The following is an 18,932-nucleotide window of genomic DNA, read 5'->3' on the forward strand; positions in this document are numbered from 1 at the left end:
AGTGGAGACTGGGGCGGGGACATGTCATGCGAGTCACAATGGACTATCCCGCTCCTGTACGATCCTGGGCGAGCGATATTTTTGGGCGCGTTCGACCCAGATTGCGTATGGCACGATCTGGCGCAGGTCTGGCAGACGCCCCAGGTCGGCGAGCAAGCGGTCGCGCAGATGATAAGCATGCCGGCCAAGGCGCTAGCCCAGCGCTACGAGAGCCTGGGCATGACCGCGCGCTTCGGCCGGGGCCGCTTCAATCAGATAGGCGGTTGTCGGACCAACCTCACCGCCCAGCGCGAAGCCCTGCATTAAACGCGCGAAATGACCAGCAGCTGAGCGGCAATTCCTATTGTCTCGCACGAGGGCGTAGGTGCACACGAGGACGGCGACCCTCATCAAGGTGAAGCTGGCGCTCATCGCGGATCTGCGGCCGGCCCGATCCGAGTACGAGCCGAGCAGGATGGCCCCGATCGGCGGGTCGCCTGCCGGGAAGAATGCATGACCGATCTGGATGGCGAAAAAGCTAAAGGTTCCGAAGTCGTAGAACTCGAGAATATTGCCGATGGTTGCTCCCCACACGGCGCGGCCGGTCAAGCGTTCGTCTGCCGGAAAAGAGGACGGGTTCCGGCTTCTCCCCAGTAGACTGCCTAGCCATCCTCGATCCGTCTGGAGTTCAATCGCCGGCCGAGCATTTCGACCAGTCAGGTCGCGCACGCTGCATTTCAGTTGCCCTACGCGTCGTCTAGCTTGAGGTGGCCGGGCTTACGTCCCGGTGCTCTACATCTGCCTGACGCATGCCAGGGCGAAGTTCACGACGATGAGTGCAACAAAAACGCCTGCCTCTTGCGCCCCATTCAAACCTTGAACCGATCACGGCGATCGCCAGCAAGGATGAACGGGGCGCGCTGCAATTGTCGGGCGGGGCAGTCGTTTTGCTCCTGTGCAATGGCGAGTTTGCGACAACATTGGCGGGCGACGAACAGGCATCGCGCGTTTTCACGCAGAAGGGCCTCCGCATGGCGTTGCTGCGTTCATCTGTTTGCGCACGGCGAAGGCATCAGGCGATTTGGCCCGACTTTTGCTCCGCTGCTTGTTAGTTGCGTGCAGTCGCCTGCTTTGTCGGGATTGGCGCGGCAGAATGCAGGATCTGTCTGCGATCAAAAGACAATAGGAGCTCGCATTGTTAACGGGGCCCATGAAAACGCTCGACATCGGCCACGGCCGCGAAGCATCGGGCGGTCATCTTCGCTCAGGCTACCGCGGCTCGGCGGATCGCAAATGGCAAGCGTGAGGTGCCGGAGCTTGAGCTTGAGGAAGTTGAAATCAAAGTCACCAGCAATGAGGGACGTGCTTGTGAGTTGACTTGACTTCATCAAGGCGGACCTCCCTCCAGAGAACTAGCCTTTCTTTCGAATTGAAGTTCTACCGTCAGACTCGGGCTAAGAAGGCGCGAGGCCGATGTCCGATCAATGACGGCTGCGCTTCGCTGGCGCATCTGCGTGAACGCGCGCGCCAAGTTGGATGACGAAGCACGCCAGCAATCAAGACCTCAAACAGAATCTGTAATATGAAGAAGACAATTACGACTATCGTGCTTGCGGCTAGTGCCTTGCTGGATTCGCCCAGTAGAGCGGTTGAAACCTACGACGTCATGGACCCGAATGGAATGCCCTTCATGCGGGCGCGGATATTTGGTCCCGGCGATGGCGCTTACGCGCAAGGTGATACGCGTTCAACGCGGAGCTTGCCACAATCAGAAATAGATCATTCACTGGCGGCGATTCGGTATTGGGCGGAAATCATCAAGGTTATTCCGGGGCAATTGCCGGCCATTGTCAACATCGGTGGGAATAGCAAGCGCAACGCATCTGCCTATAGTGATACGTCTCCTAGTGGCGTCACCAAGGTTCAGGCGGCACTCACGGGGCAGGAGCCGGGCGAGCTGCAATACGGCGCACACGGCGTGGTTACAATCGGCCAGATGGGGTTTTCGTCCGAAGCATACATTCCTTCGCAATTGCCAAGGACTCCAGAGATTGGTCGTACACCCGTTGTGATCCACGAGTTCGGCCATGGGCTCGGTATGCTGAGCAATATCAGCCATGAAGGATATCCCGACGGGCCGCTATCAGCGCATTTCCCTGAAAAGTTAAACGCCTGGACGGAGCATTTGCATGACGACAACGGCAAACAAGCCAAGCCTGGACAGACGATCTATTGCTCGCTGTGCGTGAACCCGCCAGCTGAGGACGTTTTCGACCTGCGCCACGATCGGGGCTATTTTGCCGGGAAGCATGTGGGTGAAGTGCTGGCCGGTGCCATGCCAGGTATTCCGGTTCGAGTGATGACTGAGGACGGCCGGCTGGATGTCCCCTTTGTCTCGCATAGCGAACTGAAGAACAGTTTGATGAGCCATCAGCAATACCGGAACTACACCGCCCTAATGGAAGCGGAGATCGCCGCATTTCAAGATATAGGTTACAGTATCGATCGGCGCAATCTGTTCGGGTACTCCATCTACGGAAACGGCCAGTATCTGGTCAACGACAATCCCTTCTTCGCTCGGAATGCTGACGGTACCGCCTATCTGCCAAATACGTACAATATGGCTTCGCGCGGACTGGGATTGCACGTCTATGGCAGCGGCAACGCTGTGGTCCAGCGCGCCGACCTGCTTTCGAAAGGAGCAGGTGGCGCCGGCATCCGCGTCGACGGCGAAAACAATCAGATCATAATTCCGCCTGGGACCCGCGTTTACGCCGACGGCGCCTATGGGCACGGCGTCATGTTCGCCTATGGCAAGGATCACACGCTGACTCAGCGCGGGGACGTACAAGCTCTCGGAGAGCATGGCATCGCGACAAGGTTCGATTTTGGTAACAATACGATGGGCAATGACGATGAATATCGTGGTTCGTATGTTCGCACGATTGGCACCAAACCGGCCCCGATGCTGAGCGAAATCGACGGTCCGCTCGTCAGCAAGTTCGATCTGACCGGGCGCCTGGCTGGCAATCATGCAGCGATGTACATGTCGAACAGTGGTTACGTCGGCGAGATCAATGTGATGCGTGGCGCAATGCTGTCGGGGCACATCCTGTCTGACTACAACCAGGTTGACGAGAATGGTGCTCCGCGTTTGACCAAATTGACGTTCGGGTTGAAGCCTGATGCGAACGGTCACTCAACGCAGGAGCCCGACGCAAATTTTGCAACCCGCTACGACGGTAATATCGTCGGACGTAACAATCTTTCGCTGCAGTTCGGAGGTGGTGCCACGACGTTAACTGGCAATCACGAGTTGTATGGCGCAAGTGTCGCGCAAGCTGCAACCCTGTCCGGTAACGGCAGTTATCGGCTCAATGCTGGTGGTCGCTTCACCAACAGCGGTGCTGTCTCGCCCTTCATCGGCGGCCTTGACAACAGCATCAAGGTGTATGGCGACTATCTGCAAACCTCGACCGGTCGCTTGCAGGTCGCCGTAAACGATGCTGGCGCGTTCAGCCATCTTGTGGTGAATGGCAATGCGACGCTCGATGGTACGCTCACGATCACCCCGCAGCGTGGCTGGTATGGTAAAGGCTTTAACGTCTCCTCCGATCAGTGGCTGAATGCAACAAATCTCACAGGCTCGTTCGCGAACGTGACGACAGCCCTGCAATCACCCACCTTGCTGGCGAGTGCCACGGCTCAAGGTGATAACACCTACGCCTTGACACTCTCCCGCCCATCCGATGCCTATTCGCGTTATGGGGCCGACGCCAACAGCCGCCAGGTTGGCGCGGCGCTCGATCGAGTAGCTGGCAACGCGACTACAGGGCTGCACCCACTCGTCGCGGCGCTCGACTTTTCCGCGCCGGACGGCGCGGCAGTGACATCTGGGCTGCGTCAGCTTTCGCCGTCCATCTATGCGTCGGAGCAGGGCAGACGTGTCAACGACAGTTTCTACGCGCGTTCGGCAGTCTACAACCGTCTCGAACAGGCGTTTGGCGGCGCGCCAACCTCGGCGATGGCGGTGATGGGTTATGGTCCTGAGCAGAGGAGGTCGCGCGATTCTGCCTCTGCAACCGGCCTGGTCGGCCCGGCTTCTTCTGGCCCGCCCTCCTATGACCTGCAGGGGTATGCAGCGTGGGCTTCCGCCTTTGGCGGATGGACCACCCAATCGGGCGACAGCAATGGGGCGAGCACCAGATCCACCATTAGCGGCCTCATGACCGGGATCGACACGCCGATATTTGATGATTGGCGCGTCGGTGTCCTTGCGGGCTATAGCCGTTCCACTTTCAAGGTTGGCGCTGCTTCCTCGTCAGGCCGCAGCAACAATTACACGTTCGGGACCTATGCCGGCACCGAGTGGACCGTGCCGGAAGGAGCCATCGCTTTCCGCTCAGGCCTTGCCTATACGTGGCACGATCTCGAGATGAGCCGCAACGTTCGGTTCCCAGGCTTCAACGACAACTTGATCTCGGATTACGATGCCGGCACTTTCCAGATCTTTGGAGAACTGGGTTACAAAATCCATCTTGGCAAGTCTTCCGTCATCGAGCCCTATGCCAATCTCGCCCATCTTCGAGTCGCGACCGATGGAATTTTCGAAAGGGGATTCAACGGGGCGGCGCTTAGTGTTCACGCTAACACGATGGATACGACGCTCTCCACTCTCGGCGCCTACGCGACCACGCGCTTTCGAGTTGGCGAGATCGCCACGACTGCGCGAGCCGATATTGGCTGGCGTCATGCCATTGGCGACCTTATTCCGCTGTCGACAGCTAGCTTTGCTGCTGGATCCAGCCCTTTTGCAGCTTCAGGCCTATCCATTGGAAAGGACGTGGCACTCGTCGAATCCGGTTTGGACTTCCAGCTTTCGAGCAACAGCACACTTGGCATCGCCTACCAGGGTCAGTTCGGTTCAGGCATTACCCAGAACGGACTGAATGCCACCTTCAATGTGAAGTTCTGATACGCACAAAATGCATTTCGTCCCGCGTGCTGCACAGCAATGAGATCACGTTATTTCAATCCAGGTTTCCTCGACAAGAGGGGGACGCTTACGATCGAAGCTAGCCTGCCTGAACGCCGGTGCTGACGTCCGCAAGGGATGTCGGAGCGAATCTCTTGAGGGCAAGCAGCATGTTTATCAACGCTGACTGCGGATGCCGAGGATCTCGCCCGAGTGTACCGATTTGATCTCGCCCAGGATTCCGAGATGATCTCGCCCACCAATTCGATTTGATGTCGCCCGGGGCGCGAGGCGTTCTGGCTGTTTGGTTTCTGGCATCGGTGAAGCCGCGGGGTCAACTTGAATCGCGGCTTGAGGCCCTTCTTGGCGATGGTAGCAAATTCAAGACCGCGAACAACTCGGACAGGAATCTCAGCCGAGCGCATCGACAAATACGTCGATCACGTGAACCGGGCTGCTCTCGTCACTCAAGTCGTCGAGGCATTGTGGCTGCAGCGTCCGCTCCCACGATCTGCTTCTTCATGAGCGCCTCGCCAATTCCTTTAAAGACTCGGGAAGGAATCGTAACAGCAGCCCAGTGTTTCCGCTGCCAGGACGCGTTGCGGACATTATCGAGTCAGTGGCGAAGCCTTAGGTTCGCGCAACAGATGTAGTGAACTCCACGTAGAGCGCTACCAACGTCATCGAAAGCGTTTTCGTGCGCGTCAAGGGACGTCGAACAAGACCGCGCTCACGATGATCTTTAACTCGCGTCGTCTCGATGGGGACAACCGCTTCCGAACATCTCCCCGGTGCAAATTCGCCGACGGAATCAACGTCGCCAGACCGCAAAGTCAACCCGACGCCGGCTGGCGCCTTCCGGCTCCAGGATTCGGCGCGAGCTCTTTAACCCACGATAAGTCGCACCTTGCATCGAAAGACAAGTAATCGCAAGTCAGTTCTTCACCAGGTTGTACGTCACGGGCCGTGAAAATTCGGCAATGATCGTCTTGATATGTGTTTGGCTGACTGCTGTGATTCATGAAGCGGGCATTGTCAGCATTGTACTCTACGACACCATCATCAACATCGCGGTCTCTCGGATAGGCATGCTTGTCAAGTAGAGCTTGAAATGTTGGAGGGAGGGCTTCGTACTGTTCAGGCGTCACGGCAATGTCAACGATTGGATTATGAATCCAAACTAATGTGCCTTTAGGTAAAAGAGTAGCAGAGAAAAGTCCGATGCCGCCAAAGCGGTCTGGCTTCAAAATGGTTTCAACAATCAACACTGAAATTTCTCCAAAAGTGACTAACACCCAGCAAGCTAACCGACCTAAGTACCGCAAATCTCCTGCAAGAATTGGCAGGGTCGTTTAATCGCGCCTCCGCCACAAGTTCGATTTTTCTTCGATCTCTGGATTGTTTTCGGTGTTGCTGCTGTCGGATCAGGATCTCAGCGAACTGAGCGAGCGTCGGTGGCGCAGTTCGGAGGATCTATGAACGGCTCTCTGAGGTTTCAGCGACTATCTGCCTCAAAAAAATGGGAAGGGCATTGCTGGCCGGCTTTCCGCGGAAGCGCTGGATGCTGATGTCAAGAGCTATAATCAGGACAATGGTGTTGGCGGCAACGTCGGCGCAGCACTGGCTCAGCTGCGGAAGTCATCGGTGGCGCTAAAGCGATGGCGATCGCGCCCGGTATCCCGGCCATTGCTGATCCCGAAGATACGGCACAGATAGACTCGAGGCGGATCGACGACGTCGCAACACGGCGTTGGCCAGAGGAGCTGCGGAAGGTCACGACCAGGATGGGCATCTGGGGTTGATAGACCACCAGACCCGTCGTCATCCGTTAGCACCAGTTCAGTCGACCAGTCGACCGGGCTTCAATGGGACGTAGGAAGCAGCCTCTTTACTCCGAGGATGCTTCCCATATTTCCGGGCTTGAGAGAGCCTTACGAAGGGTAATGCCGCCAAACGTGCCGTTAGGCGTTTCTTTGCAGCTTTGGTGGCCGGCTCTTAGATAACAAGAGGCAATCGCCATTCGGTTGAACGCGGAGTCGCTGAGCGATGATGTGCGCAAGTTCATCGGGACGGGTAGCGCTCATCTGCACCGCCCATAAGGTCGCCAAGCTCGTAAGAGTCGCTGGAGCAAGCCATCGTCCATTAACAAGCCCGATACCAAAGCTATCTGGACGGGCTCCTAGCGTCGGGAGCGTCCGTCGGCGCCATTCGTGGTTCATGGATGAGCCGAACGTCATTGGGTCCTCCCGGCCCCATGATGGCGAAGTAGCGCTCGCCGCGAATGTCGTATTGTTTTACCGGTTGCGCCGCGTCCGGCAAGAGGCCCCAGCGGCCCAGCTTCGAGAGCATCGTGGCGGAGGCGGGTTGGGTGCCGTGCGAAAAATCCTCGGGAACGGCGAATGATGCAGCATAAATCTCGCGGGCCGTCGGAGATGTCGTCGCAGCCCTGGCGGACGACGGAGCGGCTTGCTCCATCGACCGTCCAAGCAGCGCTGGCGAGGCCCGATTCGCAGGCCGCGCGCTGGGCCACGGAACGTTTTCCGGCCGAGATCCGAGACGAATGCCAGCGCCTGGCGGATTGAGCGGGGTGGTTCGCCTCATCTCCGCCGCGGGCACGAACAGCGCGGTGTAGCGGTCATTGTGAACCACGAAACGGGTGGGGCAGCTGTCCTGGCTCGGCGGGACGCTGCTACTGTGCAATCCTCGATGAGATCGTCGAGGGGGTGGCGCGCGGTGGCCGGGTCGAGTTGAGGGGATTCGGAGTATTTTCGGTGAGCCCTCGGCAGGCTCGCATAGGCCGCAATCCAAGAACGGGCGAGTACCTGAAAATCGAGCAAAAGCGCTTTGCGGTCTTCAAGGCCAGCAGGGCAGTGCATGAGCGATTAAATCGTGGCGAAGTTTCGAATTGATCGAATCGGCATCTGAGGTTGCCTAACAGGGGACAGCCAGATCGGTTCAGGAGCGATGCTGTAACTGCAAGCGGTCTCGCGGACGCTGCTGGGTGCCGTGGCACAGAGCTGATCAGCGGCAGCATCTCGGCCACGCGAGCGCTCGACAGCACCAAGCGGTCAGTTTGGTGATGCCGATCACGACTAGGCAACCCGCTTCAATTCGTTGCCCAGCTGCTCGAGGTGGAGGGCTTTGGCTGTGGTGCTTCCGTGTCAGCCCATTTCAGTAGCGTCAGTTCGGCTGAGAAGCCTGGTCCGAAGGCGCCTAAGATGCCGTAAGATCCAGGCGCTTGCTCCTCATGCGCCAGCACGCGTTCCAGCACGAATAGCACAGTTGCGCTAGACATATTTCCATAAAGTCGAAGTGTCTCATAGCTGGAAAAAAAAGTCTCAGAGGACCTGCCAAGGCCCCGCTCACAGACTTCCAATACTTTCCTGCCGCCAGGATGAAAGATAAAGCTCCTTACTTGGCCAGGAAGGATGCCAGCCTCCGCGAGCAACGAGTTCATTGCACGTGGCATCAATTTCCTAATCATTGACGGAATGCGCTCGGAGACCACGACTTCAAATCCCGCGTCGCCAAAATGCCAGCCCATTAGAGAAGTCGAGTCCGGGTGAAGCAAACTCGTACTTCTCACGATATCCAGCTTGCCAGCACCGCTTTCAGCTGGAGCGATTAATAACGCGGCAGCACCATCTCCAAAGAGGCTTGAGGCGACAACGTTCTTTGGCGTGAGATCATTCGGTTGGAACGTAAGGGAAGTCAGCTCCACAGCAACGAGGAGAATGCGTTCGTTCGTTGCTCGGCAAAGGGCTCCTGCTAAACTAACTCCTGATGCTCCGCCAGCGCATCCGAGGCCAAAAATCGGCGTCCGTCCCACATCTGGTCGCAACCCGACCTTGAAGATCAGGTCCACGTCGAGACTTGGCGTCGCTATCCCTGTCGTCGAGACGAACAAAACCCGATCGACTTGCTCGGGCTTAACGCCAGCCCGGTCGAGACAGTTCACCGTCGCTTTGCATGCGAGCTCCTTCGCACAATCCAAATATATCTGGTTGGCCTCACTTATGCGATGCTCGCCGAGAAGCCATTCGGGCGGTACGCAAAAGAAGCGCTGATCGACCAGCGCATGATCGAATACGGTAAGATATCTCCTCAGCTTCTCCATTCTGGAGACGAAGTGGTGACCCGCTAGAGCCTTGAGGTCGGCCTGAGAGAACCGAAACGGTGGCAAAGCCGTCCCAACAGCCAAAATTCTGGACATCAGTGACTCTTGTCGCTCGACATGGATTTACACCGAACAAGGACGCCCGCGACATCCAGCCGTTATTTCGCGTGGACCAAGCCGACGTTGATATTCTGCCCAACGCGGGCAGTTCCTACGAGGCCGCTCGTTGAAAAGCCTGCGCTTCCGATCGAACAAAGGCCATCGATCGGAGGGCCGATGAGCACGCAATCGTACTCAGCGCTGACGGCAAGCTGGGCAGAAAGAAGCCTTTATGTCCACGCCTGCAGGACAGCGCTGTTGGCCGTCGCTGGCGTTGACGAGCAGCAGCGGAGTCGCGAGGTCGCAGGTCTGATATTTATTGCGGGCGGCCGCAGTGGCGGCTTTTGCGTAGAGCAGAACGTCCTTCCAGGCGTAACCGAGCGGGTCCTCAACGGGGCCGCGGGTAACAATTTTGCGTGCAGCCAGAAGGCCCGGCACAATGAATCTAGCGTTAGAGCCCTCGGGACTGGCGCAGTTGCCGTTCATCGCGATTCCAGGCACCGACTTGGCGATCTGCCAGCGGAAGCCGATTTCACCGCCGAGCGGACTTCCTGTTGCACCAGGACACGTCAGGGCAGGCGGTGGCGCACGGACCACATTTCCGGCGTCGACGAATTCCCAGCATCGACGGCCATCGTCGCGATTGAGGCCGATATCAGAACCGCTTCGCTCGCGGAGCCGCACGGCCAGACCGCCGACAGCCGCGACCAGCAAGATGACGCCTATCGTGCCCAAGAGCAGCAGTTTCATTCTTCTCGACCCAATCCGAGCTCAACGTTCTTGAGGGGTTCACAGACGCGGATGCATGCCATGCGTCTGTCTTCTTGATCAATTGATAAGGTTAGTAGGTGACTGGAAAATAACGTGTCCGCCTCAGCGAATGATGGCCCGTCTTCTTCTGTGCGGACTCATATGAGTTTGTCGCGGCAAGCGTGTTGCCATCGTCGATATGCCTAGCGGACGTCGGATACATCGACGGGATTTCGCGTAGCTGACAGTCGGACCAAATCGGCTCGGGTCGTCGTGAAGTATTTTGGCGACGCCCGCCACGAGCCGTGAGCCTGTCAGGATCCAGTCATCCGCAATGCCGCCGGAACAGGTGCCTAGTGCAGGCCGCAAGGGCTCACAGTAAGGGCATTCCGATCCGTGCTAGGGCGAACCTAGGGGACAGCGATCGTTGTTCTTATTGGAGCTCAATTGATTGGGTTATGCTCTTTAAAGGCCGATGTTGCGGTTCAGCCGGCTTGACGCGTCATGAGTTGCGAGTTGATACACTCGTCTGGCTCCGAGCGCCACTGCGGAGAAGCTGCCGATAGCCGTCATCTGCTATCCACTTTGCCCGAGCGAGATGACTGTCAAAAGCGCGACGCGCCCGATCCCAGTCGCGAGCAGGGTCAACGTGAAGAACAACGCGCGCTACCTCGCGCCAATCTGTACCCTCAGCATCAGCGTCAAGCAGCCGCCAGTATGTAGCCAAGTGCTCCTCGTCATAGACGGTCAGACTCGCGCCCGATGGTGCAACGTCATCGACGGTCAAATCGAGCAGCGGTTCCTGCACTGATGGGTCTCCCGGGCAGCTTTAGGGGCAACAAAGGGGATCGTCGCAAGCTTGGTGCGCAGTCGCAGTATCCTCCGATTGTGGAATAGTTTTGGTGATGCCTAAAGCACATCAGGTGATTCGCTTTACGCAACGACATCCGAAACGCTTCACTATTACACCCCTATTGTCACTGCACTGAATGGCCGACGCGGCATGCCATCGATCATGAGCTTGAGATACATGTGATGAATTCTCGAGACTGGGAAAATCAACGAAATGAAAGAGAGTGAAACTCGCCAGCAAGGTCTGGCGCCGTCCGGGCGCCGACCCGGCAGAAATGTCGTCGAACATTGCTGAGAACAGCATGCGATATATTTGGTTCAAGTTGATGGAAGACTGGTGGGCGATCGCAAAGCCACCCCGATGCCTGCGGGCAGTGCCGAGAGGTTCGCGAGCGCGAGCGTCGTGAAGCCTCAAATTCGCCGCTGACAAGCCGGAGGAAGATCAACGGACAAAGACGCATCAAAAATCTCGCCGAGCGCTCGGGATACTGCCTCAGCCCTGTCGGATGCAGGGGCGGCTTGCTCCATCCTGCGTGAAGGCAGTGCTGGGGAGGCCTGTTTCCCCGACAGCGCGCCGGGCTGCGGGGCGTTTTCCGATCGAGATCCGAACTCACTGGCGGCGTTAGGCGGATAGAGTGGGGTGCTCAGCCGGGTCATCCCCGCGGGCACAAATAGCGCCGTGTAATGGTCAGTGTCGATCACCAAGCTGGTCGGTCGGCTGTCCTCGCTCGGCAGGACGCTGCTCCTGATCAGTGCAGCAGTTTGTTCGTGCCCGCTTTGCTGCATTGTAGACTGCCTCTCCAATTCGTGGAGGGGAGCATGCGTCAGCACGCCAGCGCCTGTATTGAGGTCCTTTGGGCTGACGGGGACTGCTGGCTGGGCGGGTTGATCATCCAGCAATCGGCGAACTTTCATAGGAGGAAACTCCTCCGGATTAAACGTGAGGAAGGGCGGCTGAACGGGACGGTCATCTCGCTCTTTCTGAATTTCCCCGCGAAGCTCATTTTCCAGCCGCTCAAGTTCCGATGGATCGGTCGCCGACTCCTCGGCTTCATCATCGAACAGCAGCCAGAGCTTCTCGGGAACCCCATCTAATTCGGGCGACGGGACAGCATGGCCGGCCGGCTCCTGAGAGGCGCCCGCACCGGAATCGTGCTCGGCATCCCGAACCCTTTTTAGCGCCGGCACTAGATTTCTGTCTCGCGGGAACAACTTCCGAGCGAATTCTTGCGCGCAGCATCGTCTAGCCCGGATATCGTATGGCCCGCAACGTTAAGCGCTTTAGAGAATCTGCGAAAACTTGAATCATACAGAGCAACGCTGTTCGTGGTGAGTCCGCTGAGATCAAGCCGATCCAAGAGCTGCGCGTCGGCCGCTGAGGGGACAATGGTCGGCCGTCCGGCGCGACAAGCGACATAGGCCGGATCAAGATACGCACCAAGAGCGTTCAACCCAGCCAACATAGTCTTTCCGACGGGAAAGTTGGAAAAGTAAGTGTTGACGTGATGCACCAGGGACTGATGGTCCCCTAAATCAGTCGTTTGGCCACGAGCGCGGAAGTCATTCACGAGTTGGCGAAGTGCAGAAGTATAATTGCCAGCTGTTTTTGGGCGGAGATTCGTCTGAGCCGCCCATTGAGCAATCGCTTTATCGATAAGGTCCTGTTCTTCTTCAGACAAATGTGGATAGCGACTACGGGCCGGATCGAGATACGCACCAAGGGCGTTCAACCCAACCAACATAGTGCTTCGGGTGCTGGGATTAGAAAAGTAAGTGTTGACGTGATCGATCAGGGATTGATGGTCCTTTAAACTAGTCGTTTGGCCACGAGCGCGGAGATCATTCACGAGCTTGCGAAGTGCTTGAGTATAAATAGAAGCCGAGGACGGACTTAAATTCCTCTGAGCCGCCCGTTGAGCAATCGCGTTATCGATAAGGTCCCGGTCATCTTGAGACAAATGCGGATGGTCATCGCGATTAGCCGGCTTAGGGGCGGCGGGAGCGGCCTGACTTGCCTCCGCCAATTGTTGCTCAAAGCCTTCTTGTCCGCCCTCGCCCGCCCGTGGCTCATTCGAGACTTCGTGCTGCACCTGCGACCAAGCTGTTACGTTGAATGGGACAAAGTTCTGCTGGTTCACGCTAGCCTCACCTCCAAGCTCACCTGAGCAGACCCCTAGTCGCGTGAGCTTTCGAGAAGCTGACGAGGCCACGTAGGGCCGCGGCAGGATGGAGCAATGATCAGAACCTGTGGCGGCCATCGGCGGGGTGACGTGAAGCGGCCGCATCTTCCGAACAAGATCTGCAATCCGTCACTCCGATCAGGTCGGCGTTGGAGCGACGGCTCGGGAAGATACGCCCATGCTCAAGGTGGTCCACGACGCCGAGGAGTTCAACGAGCCGGCCGGTGGGTCGCGTGTTTCCAAATTAGCCGGCGGTAGGTCTGTCACTGGCGAAAGCGCGCGCCGCGACCGAGCGGGATCTGATAGCCTTCCGAAAATTCAAACTCGATTTTGTCCGGATCGTTTACGCTGACAGCTTCGAAAATCTGGAGCAGGTCAAGGTCCCCTTCATAATTGTCGGTGCAGCAATGGCTTATGGCACCAGGATCTTTGATAGTATTTACTTCCAGACCACAATGTGCTCGTGAATGGTCCTCCGGACATCTGGATTGATTTACCTGAGCAGCGGTAGCCGTGCGACTCTGCGTACTTATGGAAATACTGTCGCTCTGCGGATCATCGCCGCCGCAGCAGCTAAAGAACTCGCTGCAGTGCCTCAACGTCCGCGTCACGGTCAACGCAAACGCGACAGCCGCCGCCAAGCTCGATCTCGACGATTCCGGCCCTTGCACACTGCGCAGGCGGTGAAGACACCGGTTATTGGGTCGATCGTCCGCACTGAGCGCGAACTTGAATCTTACCCAATGTTACCCAACATTCGTTTGAAAAGCCGCTTAGGGCGAAAAAATGACGGATTAGCATCCCTGCGCCTCGGCCTTGGGCGAGGAGGGCGCGCGGGTTTTTGGGCCAACGAGCCCAGAGGAGGGAATGATGACAGGAAGCTCGCTGCCTTTCGCGGTTATCACATGGGGCTTGCCCTTAACGTTCTCAGCTGCGTTGCGCCTTTGGCTGGAACGGTCACAGGATTCACCCAAGTCAAGGCGGACGAGATCAACCGGCGTCAGTTTGAAGGCGCGTCGATTGTTTGGGCCTATAACATTCATCCGTATACCGACGCGGTGGCAGCCCAGTTGCCGGAATTCGAGAAGCTGACGGGCATCACCTCGAACGCGGCCTAACCTTCGGTGCGGTAAAATGAACGCCAGACCATTGATGTTCTTTGGAACGACGAATCTCGATCTGTGCTTCAATGTCGAGCGGCTCCCAACACCGGGTGAAAGCCTGATGGGTGCGTTGACCCGTCACCCCGGAGGAAAGGGCGCCAACCAAGCCGTTGCGGCCGCCCGGCTCGGCCTAAAACCACACTTCTACACGTATCTCGGTGATGATGATGCCGGTCAGTCGCTTTTAAAATCGCTTATGGAAGCGGGCGTTCGCACTGAGGCAATTACGGTCTGTGCAGGCGAAGTCTCAGGCTTGGCCGTGGTAATGGTCGCTGACGACGGCTCCAACATGATCGTTATAGACCCAGGCGCCAATTCGAAGGTGGGGCCTGACATGATCGAGAGCGCAACCAAATTCATAGAGAGCGATGCAATCGTCGTCGCCGAAATGGGTATGCCGATCCCCGCACTCAATCGACTGTTCGAGATGAAGCGTGAGAAAGGCTTCGATCTTATTTTCAACCCGGCCCCGGTGAGGCCAGGTCTTCCATCGGCTGCATGGAGAAACGTTGATTTCGTCACGCCGAACCAGACGGAAGCCTTCGAGTTAACCGGAATTGAGGTTTGCGACTTCGAGAGCGCTGCACGCGCGGCGGAAAAGCTGCTTGATCTCGGGCCGGGCGCCGCGCTGATCACCCTCGGAGCGCAAGGAGCTTACTATGCCGACTGTACAGGTTCCTTTTCTCTGCGAGCTTTTCCGGTCAAGGTGGTCGATACCACGGCCGCGGGAGATGCCTTCAACGGAGCATTCGCAGCATCGCTCGCTCAACGGCTACCTCTTAAGGAAGCGGTTAGAAAGGCGCTAGCCGTTGCAGCCTTGTGCGTAACACGGCGCGGCGCTCAAAGCTCAATGCCGACGGCTCAGGCAGTTGACGAGTTTCTTCAGTCTCAAACGATCTTGGAGTTGGAATGACCGAACACTTCTCAGTTTCCGACCGAACGGTGCTCGTCACCGGCGCCGGCGGCGGTATTGGCTCTGCCATTGCCAATGCGTTTCGCCAGGGGGGCGCGAACGTCGTCGCCACCGATGCTAACTTAGAGAACCTCAGAGACACTCTGCCAAGGCTGCCCTATGGTAATGGCATACTTCCCATGGCGATGGACGTCGCGCGCGAGGAAGACATCGGGCGGGTCCTGGAAGACATTGCCAAACACTTTGGTCGGCTGGACGTGCTGGTCAATAATGCAGGCATTAAATCCGCCCAGGCGCTGCTCGGTGGAAACTCCGAGAAAATTGAACGTACGATCCAGATCAACTCGGTCGCTGTCCTGCGCTGTTCAAAGCTCGTTATTGAGCGCTTCATGAGAAACAGGGGCGGCCGTATTGTCAATGTCGGCTCCTCGTTGTCCTCGCAAGGCGCAGTGTTCAACTATCAGGCTGGCGGAAGCGACTATTGTCTTTCGAAGGCAATCGTTCACGACGTGACCAAACTGCTTGCCTACGAATGTGCGCCCCTTAGCATCAATGTGAACGCGATCGCGCCCGGCATTATTGATACTCCCATGCACGGTCGCCCGCGGGAGGAGACCGAAGCGCGCCACAGCGGCCGCATTCCGTTGGGACGCGTTGGAGTGCCCGACGATATCGCAGGGCTTGCCGTGTTCCTTGCCAGTCCTGCAGCTTCCTACATGACAGGGCAGATCGTTCATGTGAACGGCGGGATGCTGATGAATGGTTAGCCCAAGCTCTCATCTCAATTGGCCGCCTATCGCGGGGGTCATTTCAGATCTCGATGGCGTCCTCTATCGTGGAGATGCCGCAATAGCCGATGCCATAGAAGCGTTTGGTCGATGGCAAGCGGCCGGACTGCCGTTCTGCTTCGTGACAAACAATTCGACGCACACGCCGGAGGACGTCGTCCACAAGCTAGAAGCGTTTGGAATTGCGATAGGACCGAACGAAGTGGTTACCAGCGCGATTGCGGCCGCAGAGCTCGCGCGAACGAATTACCCGGGCGCGAAACGAGTATATGTTATCGGCGCGGCCTCGCTCTTGAACGCGGTCGCCGCGGTCGGGCTGGACGTTACTGACCGAGAGCCCGAGATCGTCGTAATGGGTCTCGATCGCCACATCACACATGAGAAGATGCGGATCGCCGTTGAGGCGATCTTAAAAGGGGCCGCCTTTATCGGAACCAACCCTGATCTCCTCGTGCCGACCGCCAATGGATTTGAGCCGGGGGCAGGAGCAATGATTACCGCGGTGGCCGCAGCGACCCGGACCAAGCCCCTGATCGTTGGGAAGCCCGAACCGCACATGATCGAAACTGCGCTTTCCCGCCTCGGGACGGTGCGCAGCGCCACACTGATGATCGGCGACCAGATTGCGACGGATATTCAGGCCGGTAAGGGAGCTGGTCTTCCGACTGTGCTGGTCACGACCGGCGTTCCGCCCCGAGAGGATCCCGCACTCGCGCGACCAGATTTCATCGTATCGAGCTTGGCAGAGATTGAGGTCCCGACGGCGCCGGTTGGAACCCCGCGACAGAGGAGAGCGTGATGGCCGATGTCGTTTCGATGGCGTCAGCAAGGCCTACGGGACTATCCGGATCCTGCGGAATATCGACCTGACAATCGACCATGGCGAATTCGTCGTGTTCGTCGGGCCATCCCGGTCCGGCAAGTCGACGCTGCTGCGCATGATTGGCGGGCTGGAGCGGATTGGCGGTGGGCGGTTGCTGATCGACAATGAAGTCGTCGACGATGTTGACGCGGCTGATCGTAACCTCGGGATGGTCGTTCGACTCGGCAGCGTCACCCACATTTACGGCAGCGTCGGAAAAGAGTCTGTCGTGACAAAAGCGTCAGCCCCCGATCTGCTCAATGGATCCGGCAAGGTTCGCCTTGCGGCCTCCCCGGCGGACCGCCATCTGTTCATGATGAACGGAAAAGCGCTGCGACGGTTGCAAGCGCCTGGAAAATGGAGCTAATTTTACCTGGTGCTGGCCGGCAGCGAACTCGGTCGTTAGACGCGGGCGGGTGAGGTGAAGGGAGACGGTATCAAGCAGTTCTTCCGGAATTCCCGTTCCTTTGTGTTGGGGGCGGGCATCGGATCCGGCATGGCCGCACGAGCGGCCGAGCGAGCAGGAGCGGATTTCGTCCTCGCGCTCAATGCCGGTCGATTTCGCGCGATGGGCGGCTCTTCGCCCGCTTCAATCCTGCCAATCCGCAATACCAACGATTTCGTGGCCGGCTTCGGTCGGACCGAGATCCTGCCCAGCACGAAATTGCCGGTATTCTTCGGTGCGTGTACTTTTGATCCGCAGCTCGACATTGATCGTTGGCTCGACCGGATCAGCAGATGGGGTTTTGCGGGCGTCACTAATTTTCCTTCCGTCATCCACATTGATGATTACAGGAGATCATTGCTTGAGAAGGCCGGGCTGGGTTACGCCCGCGAAATAGAGCTGCTGGTGAAGGCGGCAAAACGTGGCCTGATGACCATCGCCTATACTCGGACCCAGTCCGAAGCAAGGCGCATGGTTGAAGCCGGTACTCAGGCCATCTGCATCAATTTCAATCTCAACCGTGGCGTTGAAAGCGCATCTGACCCATCGATCAGCCTGTCGGAGCTTGCAGCGCGCGCGAGCGCAGTCGCGCGTGTGGCTCAATCCGTCGACCGAAACGTGATCTGCCTCCTTGGCGGCGGGCCGATAACGAAGCCGGACGAACTTTTGGATATCTGCAGCGAGACGGGCGTCAAGGGTTTCATCGGGGGCTCCTCGCTCGATCGCGTCCCGCTGGAGATGTCGGTCCTTGAGATCACCTCGGGATTTAAAACTCTTCACTTGTTGCGGGAGAAGGTCGACCTCCTTGAGCGCCAGCTCCAGTTGAGCGGCTTCAGGCACGGCATCATCGCGCAGTCCTCAGTCATGAAACGCGTTCTTGAGACCGCAAAGCGTCTAGCCTCTCATTCAAGTCCGGTGCTCGTTTGGGGCGAGCCCGGGTCGGGCAAACGAAGGATAGCCAGCCTGGTCCACGCCTTCAGCGATCGCAAGCACGCGAACGCAGCGCTATTTCAATGCCGACCCGGTCCGCCCATCGATACGGTCGGTGCGCTTTTCGGGGCCGAGCGCGACCAGAACAGAAGACGCCAACTGTCGCTGCTGGAAAGTGCAAGCGATACGACTGTATTGCTGCTGCATCTCGATCAGCTTTCGCGTGATGGGCAAGAACGGCTCGCCGATTACCTCGAGACCGGCAGTTTCGCGCCCTTGAACGGAGCATCCATTGTACGCTCTGGCGCTCGAATCATCGCAACTGCCACGATCGCACGCGCAGCGGCCCTTCAAACGGTGTTGTGTCCCCGCCTGCTCGGCTTGTTCTCGGGGTTCGACATCAAGCTCCCCGCCTTGCCAGACCGATTGGAGGACCTTCCACAGCTGGTTCAGCATTTCACGGTCGAGGCAAAGGGGGACTCGAACGCCCAGACCCTCGCGCTCGAAAATTCGGCATTTTTGGCGCTTGCTGGCCATGATTGGCCCGGCAACCTCAGGGAATTGCGCCAGATCGTGAACCAGCTGGTGACGCTTCCGAATGCGCATATCAGCGCAGGCATCCTGAGGCCACTGTTGAATACGCCCGCACCGACTAAGCCGAAAAATGCATTCTCGGAGCGGGAGTGGATCATCGAAGGCTTGAAGCGAAACAGGCTTCATCGCGGAAAGACGGCGCGTTCTCTCGGGCTTTCTCGAAAAACCCTCTACAACAAAATCAAGAAGCTGCGGATCCTAGAGTAGCAGTCCGACCGTTCAGCCTGCTCAGCCAAGCGATCGAAGCGATCCCCTCCAGAGACTTAAATACCTGTCGTGGCGACA

General features: G+C 57.8%; 14 protein-coding genes and 1 pseudogene. 8 read left to right on the plus strand and 7 right to left on the minus strand.

Annotated elements, in window-relative coordinates:
• Window positions 1–192 precede the first annotated feature (192 nt).
• The gene (locus CK489_RS13400; protein ID WP_143278146.1) at window positions 193–588 is read right to left on the minus strand and encodes an MFS transporter; all 396 of its coding nucleotides are present in this window, start codon (window positions 586–588) and stop codon (window positions 193–195) included.
• Window positions 589–1,561: 973 nt separating this feature from the next.
• On the opposite strand from CK489_RS13400, the gene CK489_RS13405 reads away from it, so the two are divergent.
• On the plus strand, window positions 1,562–4,954 hold the full coding sequence (locus CK489_RS13405) for an autotransporter outer membrane beta-barrel domain-containing protein (RefSeq protein WP_245350356.1): 3,393 nt from the start codon (window positions 1,562–1,564) through the stop codon (window positions 4,952–4,954).
• Between the two features lie 833 nt (window positions 4,955–5,787).
• On the opposite strand, the gene CK489_RS13410 is transcribed toward CK489_RS13405, so the two are convergent.
• Window positions 5,788–6,222: an SET domain-containing protein gene (locus CK489_RS13410; protein ID WP_083992385.1), complete on the minus strand. Its 435-nt coding sequence runs from the start codon at window positions 6,220–6,222 to the stop codon at window positions 5,788–5,790.
• A 1,455-nt stretch (window positions 6,223–7,677) separates the two neighbouring features.
• On the opposite strand from CK489_RS13410, the gene CK489_RS13420 reads away from it, so the two are divergent.
• Entirely contained in the window at window positions 7,678–7,863 is a 186-nt protein-coding gene (locus tag CK489_RS13420; RefSeq protein WP_430649143.1) for an HU family DNA-binding protein, read from the plus strand.
• Between the two features lie 197 nt (window positions 7,864–8,060).
• On the opposite strand, the gene CK489_RS13425 is transcribed toward CK489_RS13420, so the two are convergent.
• The 5 genes from CK489_RS13425 to CK489_RS40765 all read right to left on the minus strand — a co-directional run bounded on the left by CK489_RS13425 (window position 8,061) and on the right by CK489_RS40765 (window position 12,910).
• Window positions 8,061–9,167 (minus strand): type III polyketide synthase, encoded by a 1,107-nt coding sequence (locus CK489_RS13425; protein WP_095732614.1) that lies wholly within the window; start codon window positions 9,165–9,167, stop codon window positions 8,061–8,063.
• Window positions 9,168–9,365: 198 nt separating this feature from the next.
• Complete coding sequence (locus tag CK489_RS13430) at window positions 9,366–9,920, minus strand: hypothetical protein (RefSeq protein WP_095732615.1); 555 nt, start codon at window positions 9,918–9,920, stop codon at window positions 9,366–9,368.
• Between the two features lie 502 nt (window positions 9,921–10,422).
• A complete protein-coding gene (locus tag CK489_RS13435) occupies window positions 10,423–10,728 on the minus strand; it encodes a DNA -binding domain-containing protein (protein ID WP_083992386.1) in 306 nt (101 codons plus the stop codon).
• A gap of 455 nt (window positions 10,729–11,183) precedes the next feature.
• On the minus strand, window positions 11,184–11,960 hold the full coding sequence (locus CK489_RS40760) for a hypothetical protein (RefSeq protein ID WP_143278147.1): 777 nt from the start codon (window positions 11,958–11,960) through the stop codon (window positions 11,184–11,186).
• Window positions 11,960–12,910: a hypothetical protein gene (locus CK489_RS40765; protein ID WP_158226441.1), complete on the minus strand. Its 951-nt coding sequence runs from the start codon at window positions 12,908–12,910 to the stop codon at window positions 11,960–11,962. Before CK489_RS40765 ends, CK489_RS40760 begins: the two co-directional genes overlap by 1 nt.
• 530 nt (window positions 12,911–13,440) lie before the next feature.
• Between CK489_RS40765 and CK489_RS42230 the strand changes: the two genes are divergently transcribed.
• The 6 genes and pseudogenes from CK489_RS42230 to CK489_RS13485 all read left to right on the plus strand — a co-directional run bounded on the left by CK489_RS42230 (window position 13,441) and on the right by CK489_RS13485 (window position 18,854).
• Entirely contained in the window at window positions 13,441–14,070 is a 630-nt protein-coding gene (locus CK489_RS42230) for a hypothetical protein (RefSeq protein WP_245350357.1), read from the plus strand.
• A gap of 16 nt (window positions 14,071–14,086) precedes the next feature.
• Entirely contained in the window at window positions 14,087–15,028 is a 942-nt protein-coding gene (locus CK489_RS13465) for a ribokinase (protein ID WP_095732617.1), read from the plus strand.
• Window positions 15,025–15,795 carry an SDR family NAD(P)-dependent oxidoreductase gene (locus tag CK489_RS13470; protein WP_095732618.1) on the plus strand — a complete coding sequence of 257 codons (771 nt, stop codon included), beginning with the start codon at window positions 15,025–15,027 and terminating at the stop codon, window positions 15,793–15,795. Before CK489_RS13465 ends, CK489_RS13470 begins: the two co-directional genes overlap by 4 nt.
• Complete coding sequence (locus CK489_RS13475; protein ID WP_095732619.1) at window positions 15,788–16,615, plus strand: HAD-IIA family hydrolase; 828 nt, start codon at window positions 15,788–15,790, stop codon at window positions 16,613–16,615. The genes CK489_RS13470 and CK489_RS13475 overlap by 8 nt, the downstream gene beginning before the upstream one ends.
• Window positions 16,587–16,853 (plus strand): annotated as a pseudogene (locus CK489_RS42905) (ATP-binding cassette domain-containing protein); the annotation flags it as partial. The gene CK489_RS13475 and the pseudogene CK489_RS42905, both read left to right, overlap by 29 nt.
• A 246-nt stretch (window positions 16,854–17,099) precedes the next feature.
• The gene (locus CK489_RS13485) at window positions 17,100–18,854 is read left to right on the plus strand and encodes a phosphoenolpyruvate hydrolase family protein (RefSeq protein WP_143278149.1); all 1,755 of its coding nucleotides are present in this window, start codon (window positions 17,100–17,102) and stop codon (window positions 18,852–18,854) included.
• Window positions 18,855–18,932: the final 78 nt, after the last annotated feature.

The sequence above is a fragment of the Bradyrhizobium sp. UFLA03-84 genome, assembly GCF_002289535.1.
Lineage (GTDB): Bacteria > Pseudomonadota > Alphaproteobacteria > Rhizobiales > Xanthobacteraceae > Bradyrhizobium > Bradyrhizobium viridifuturi.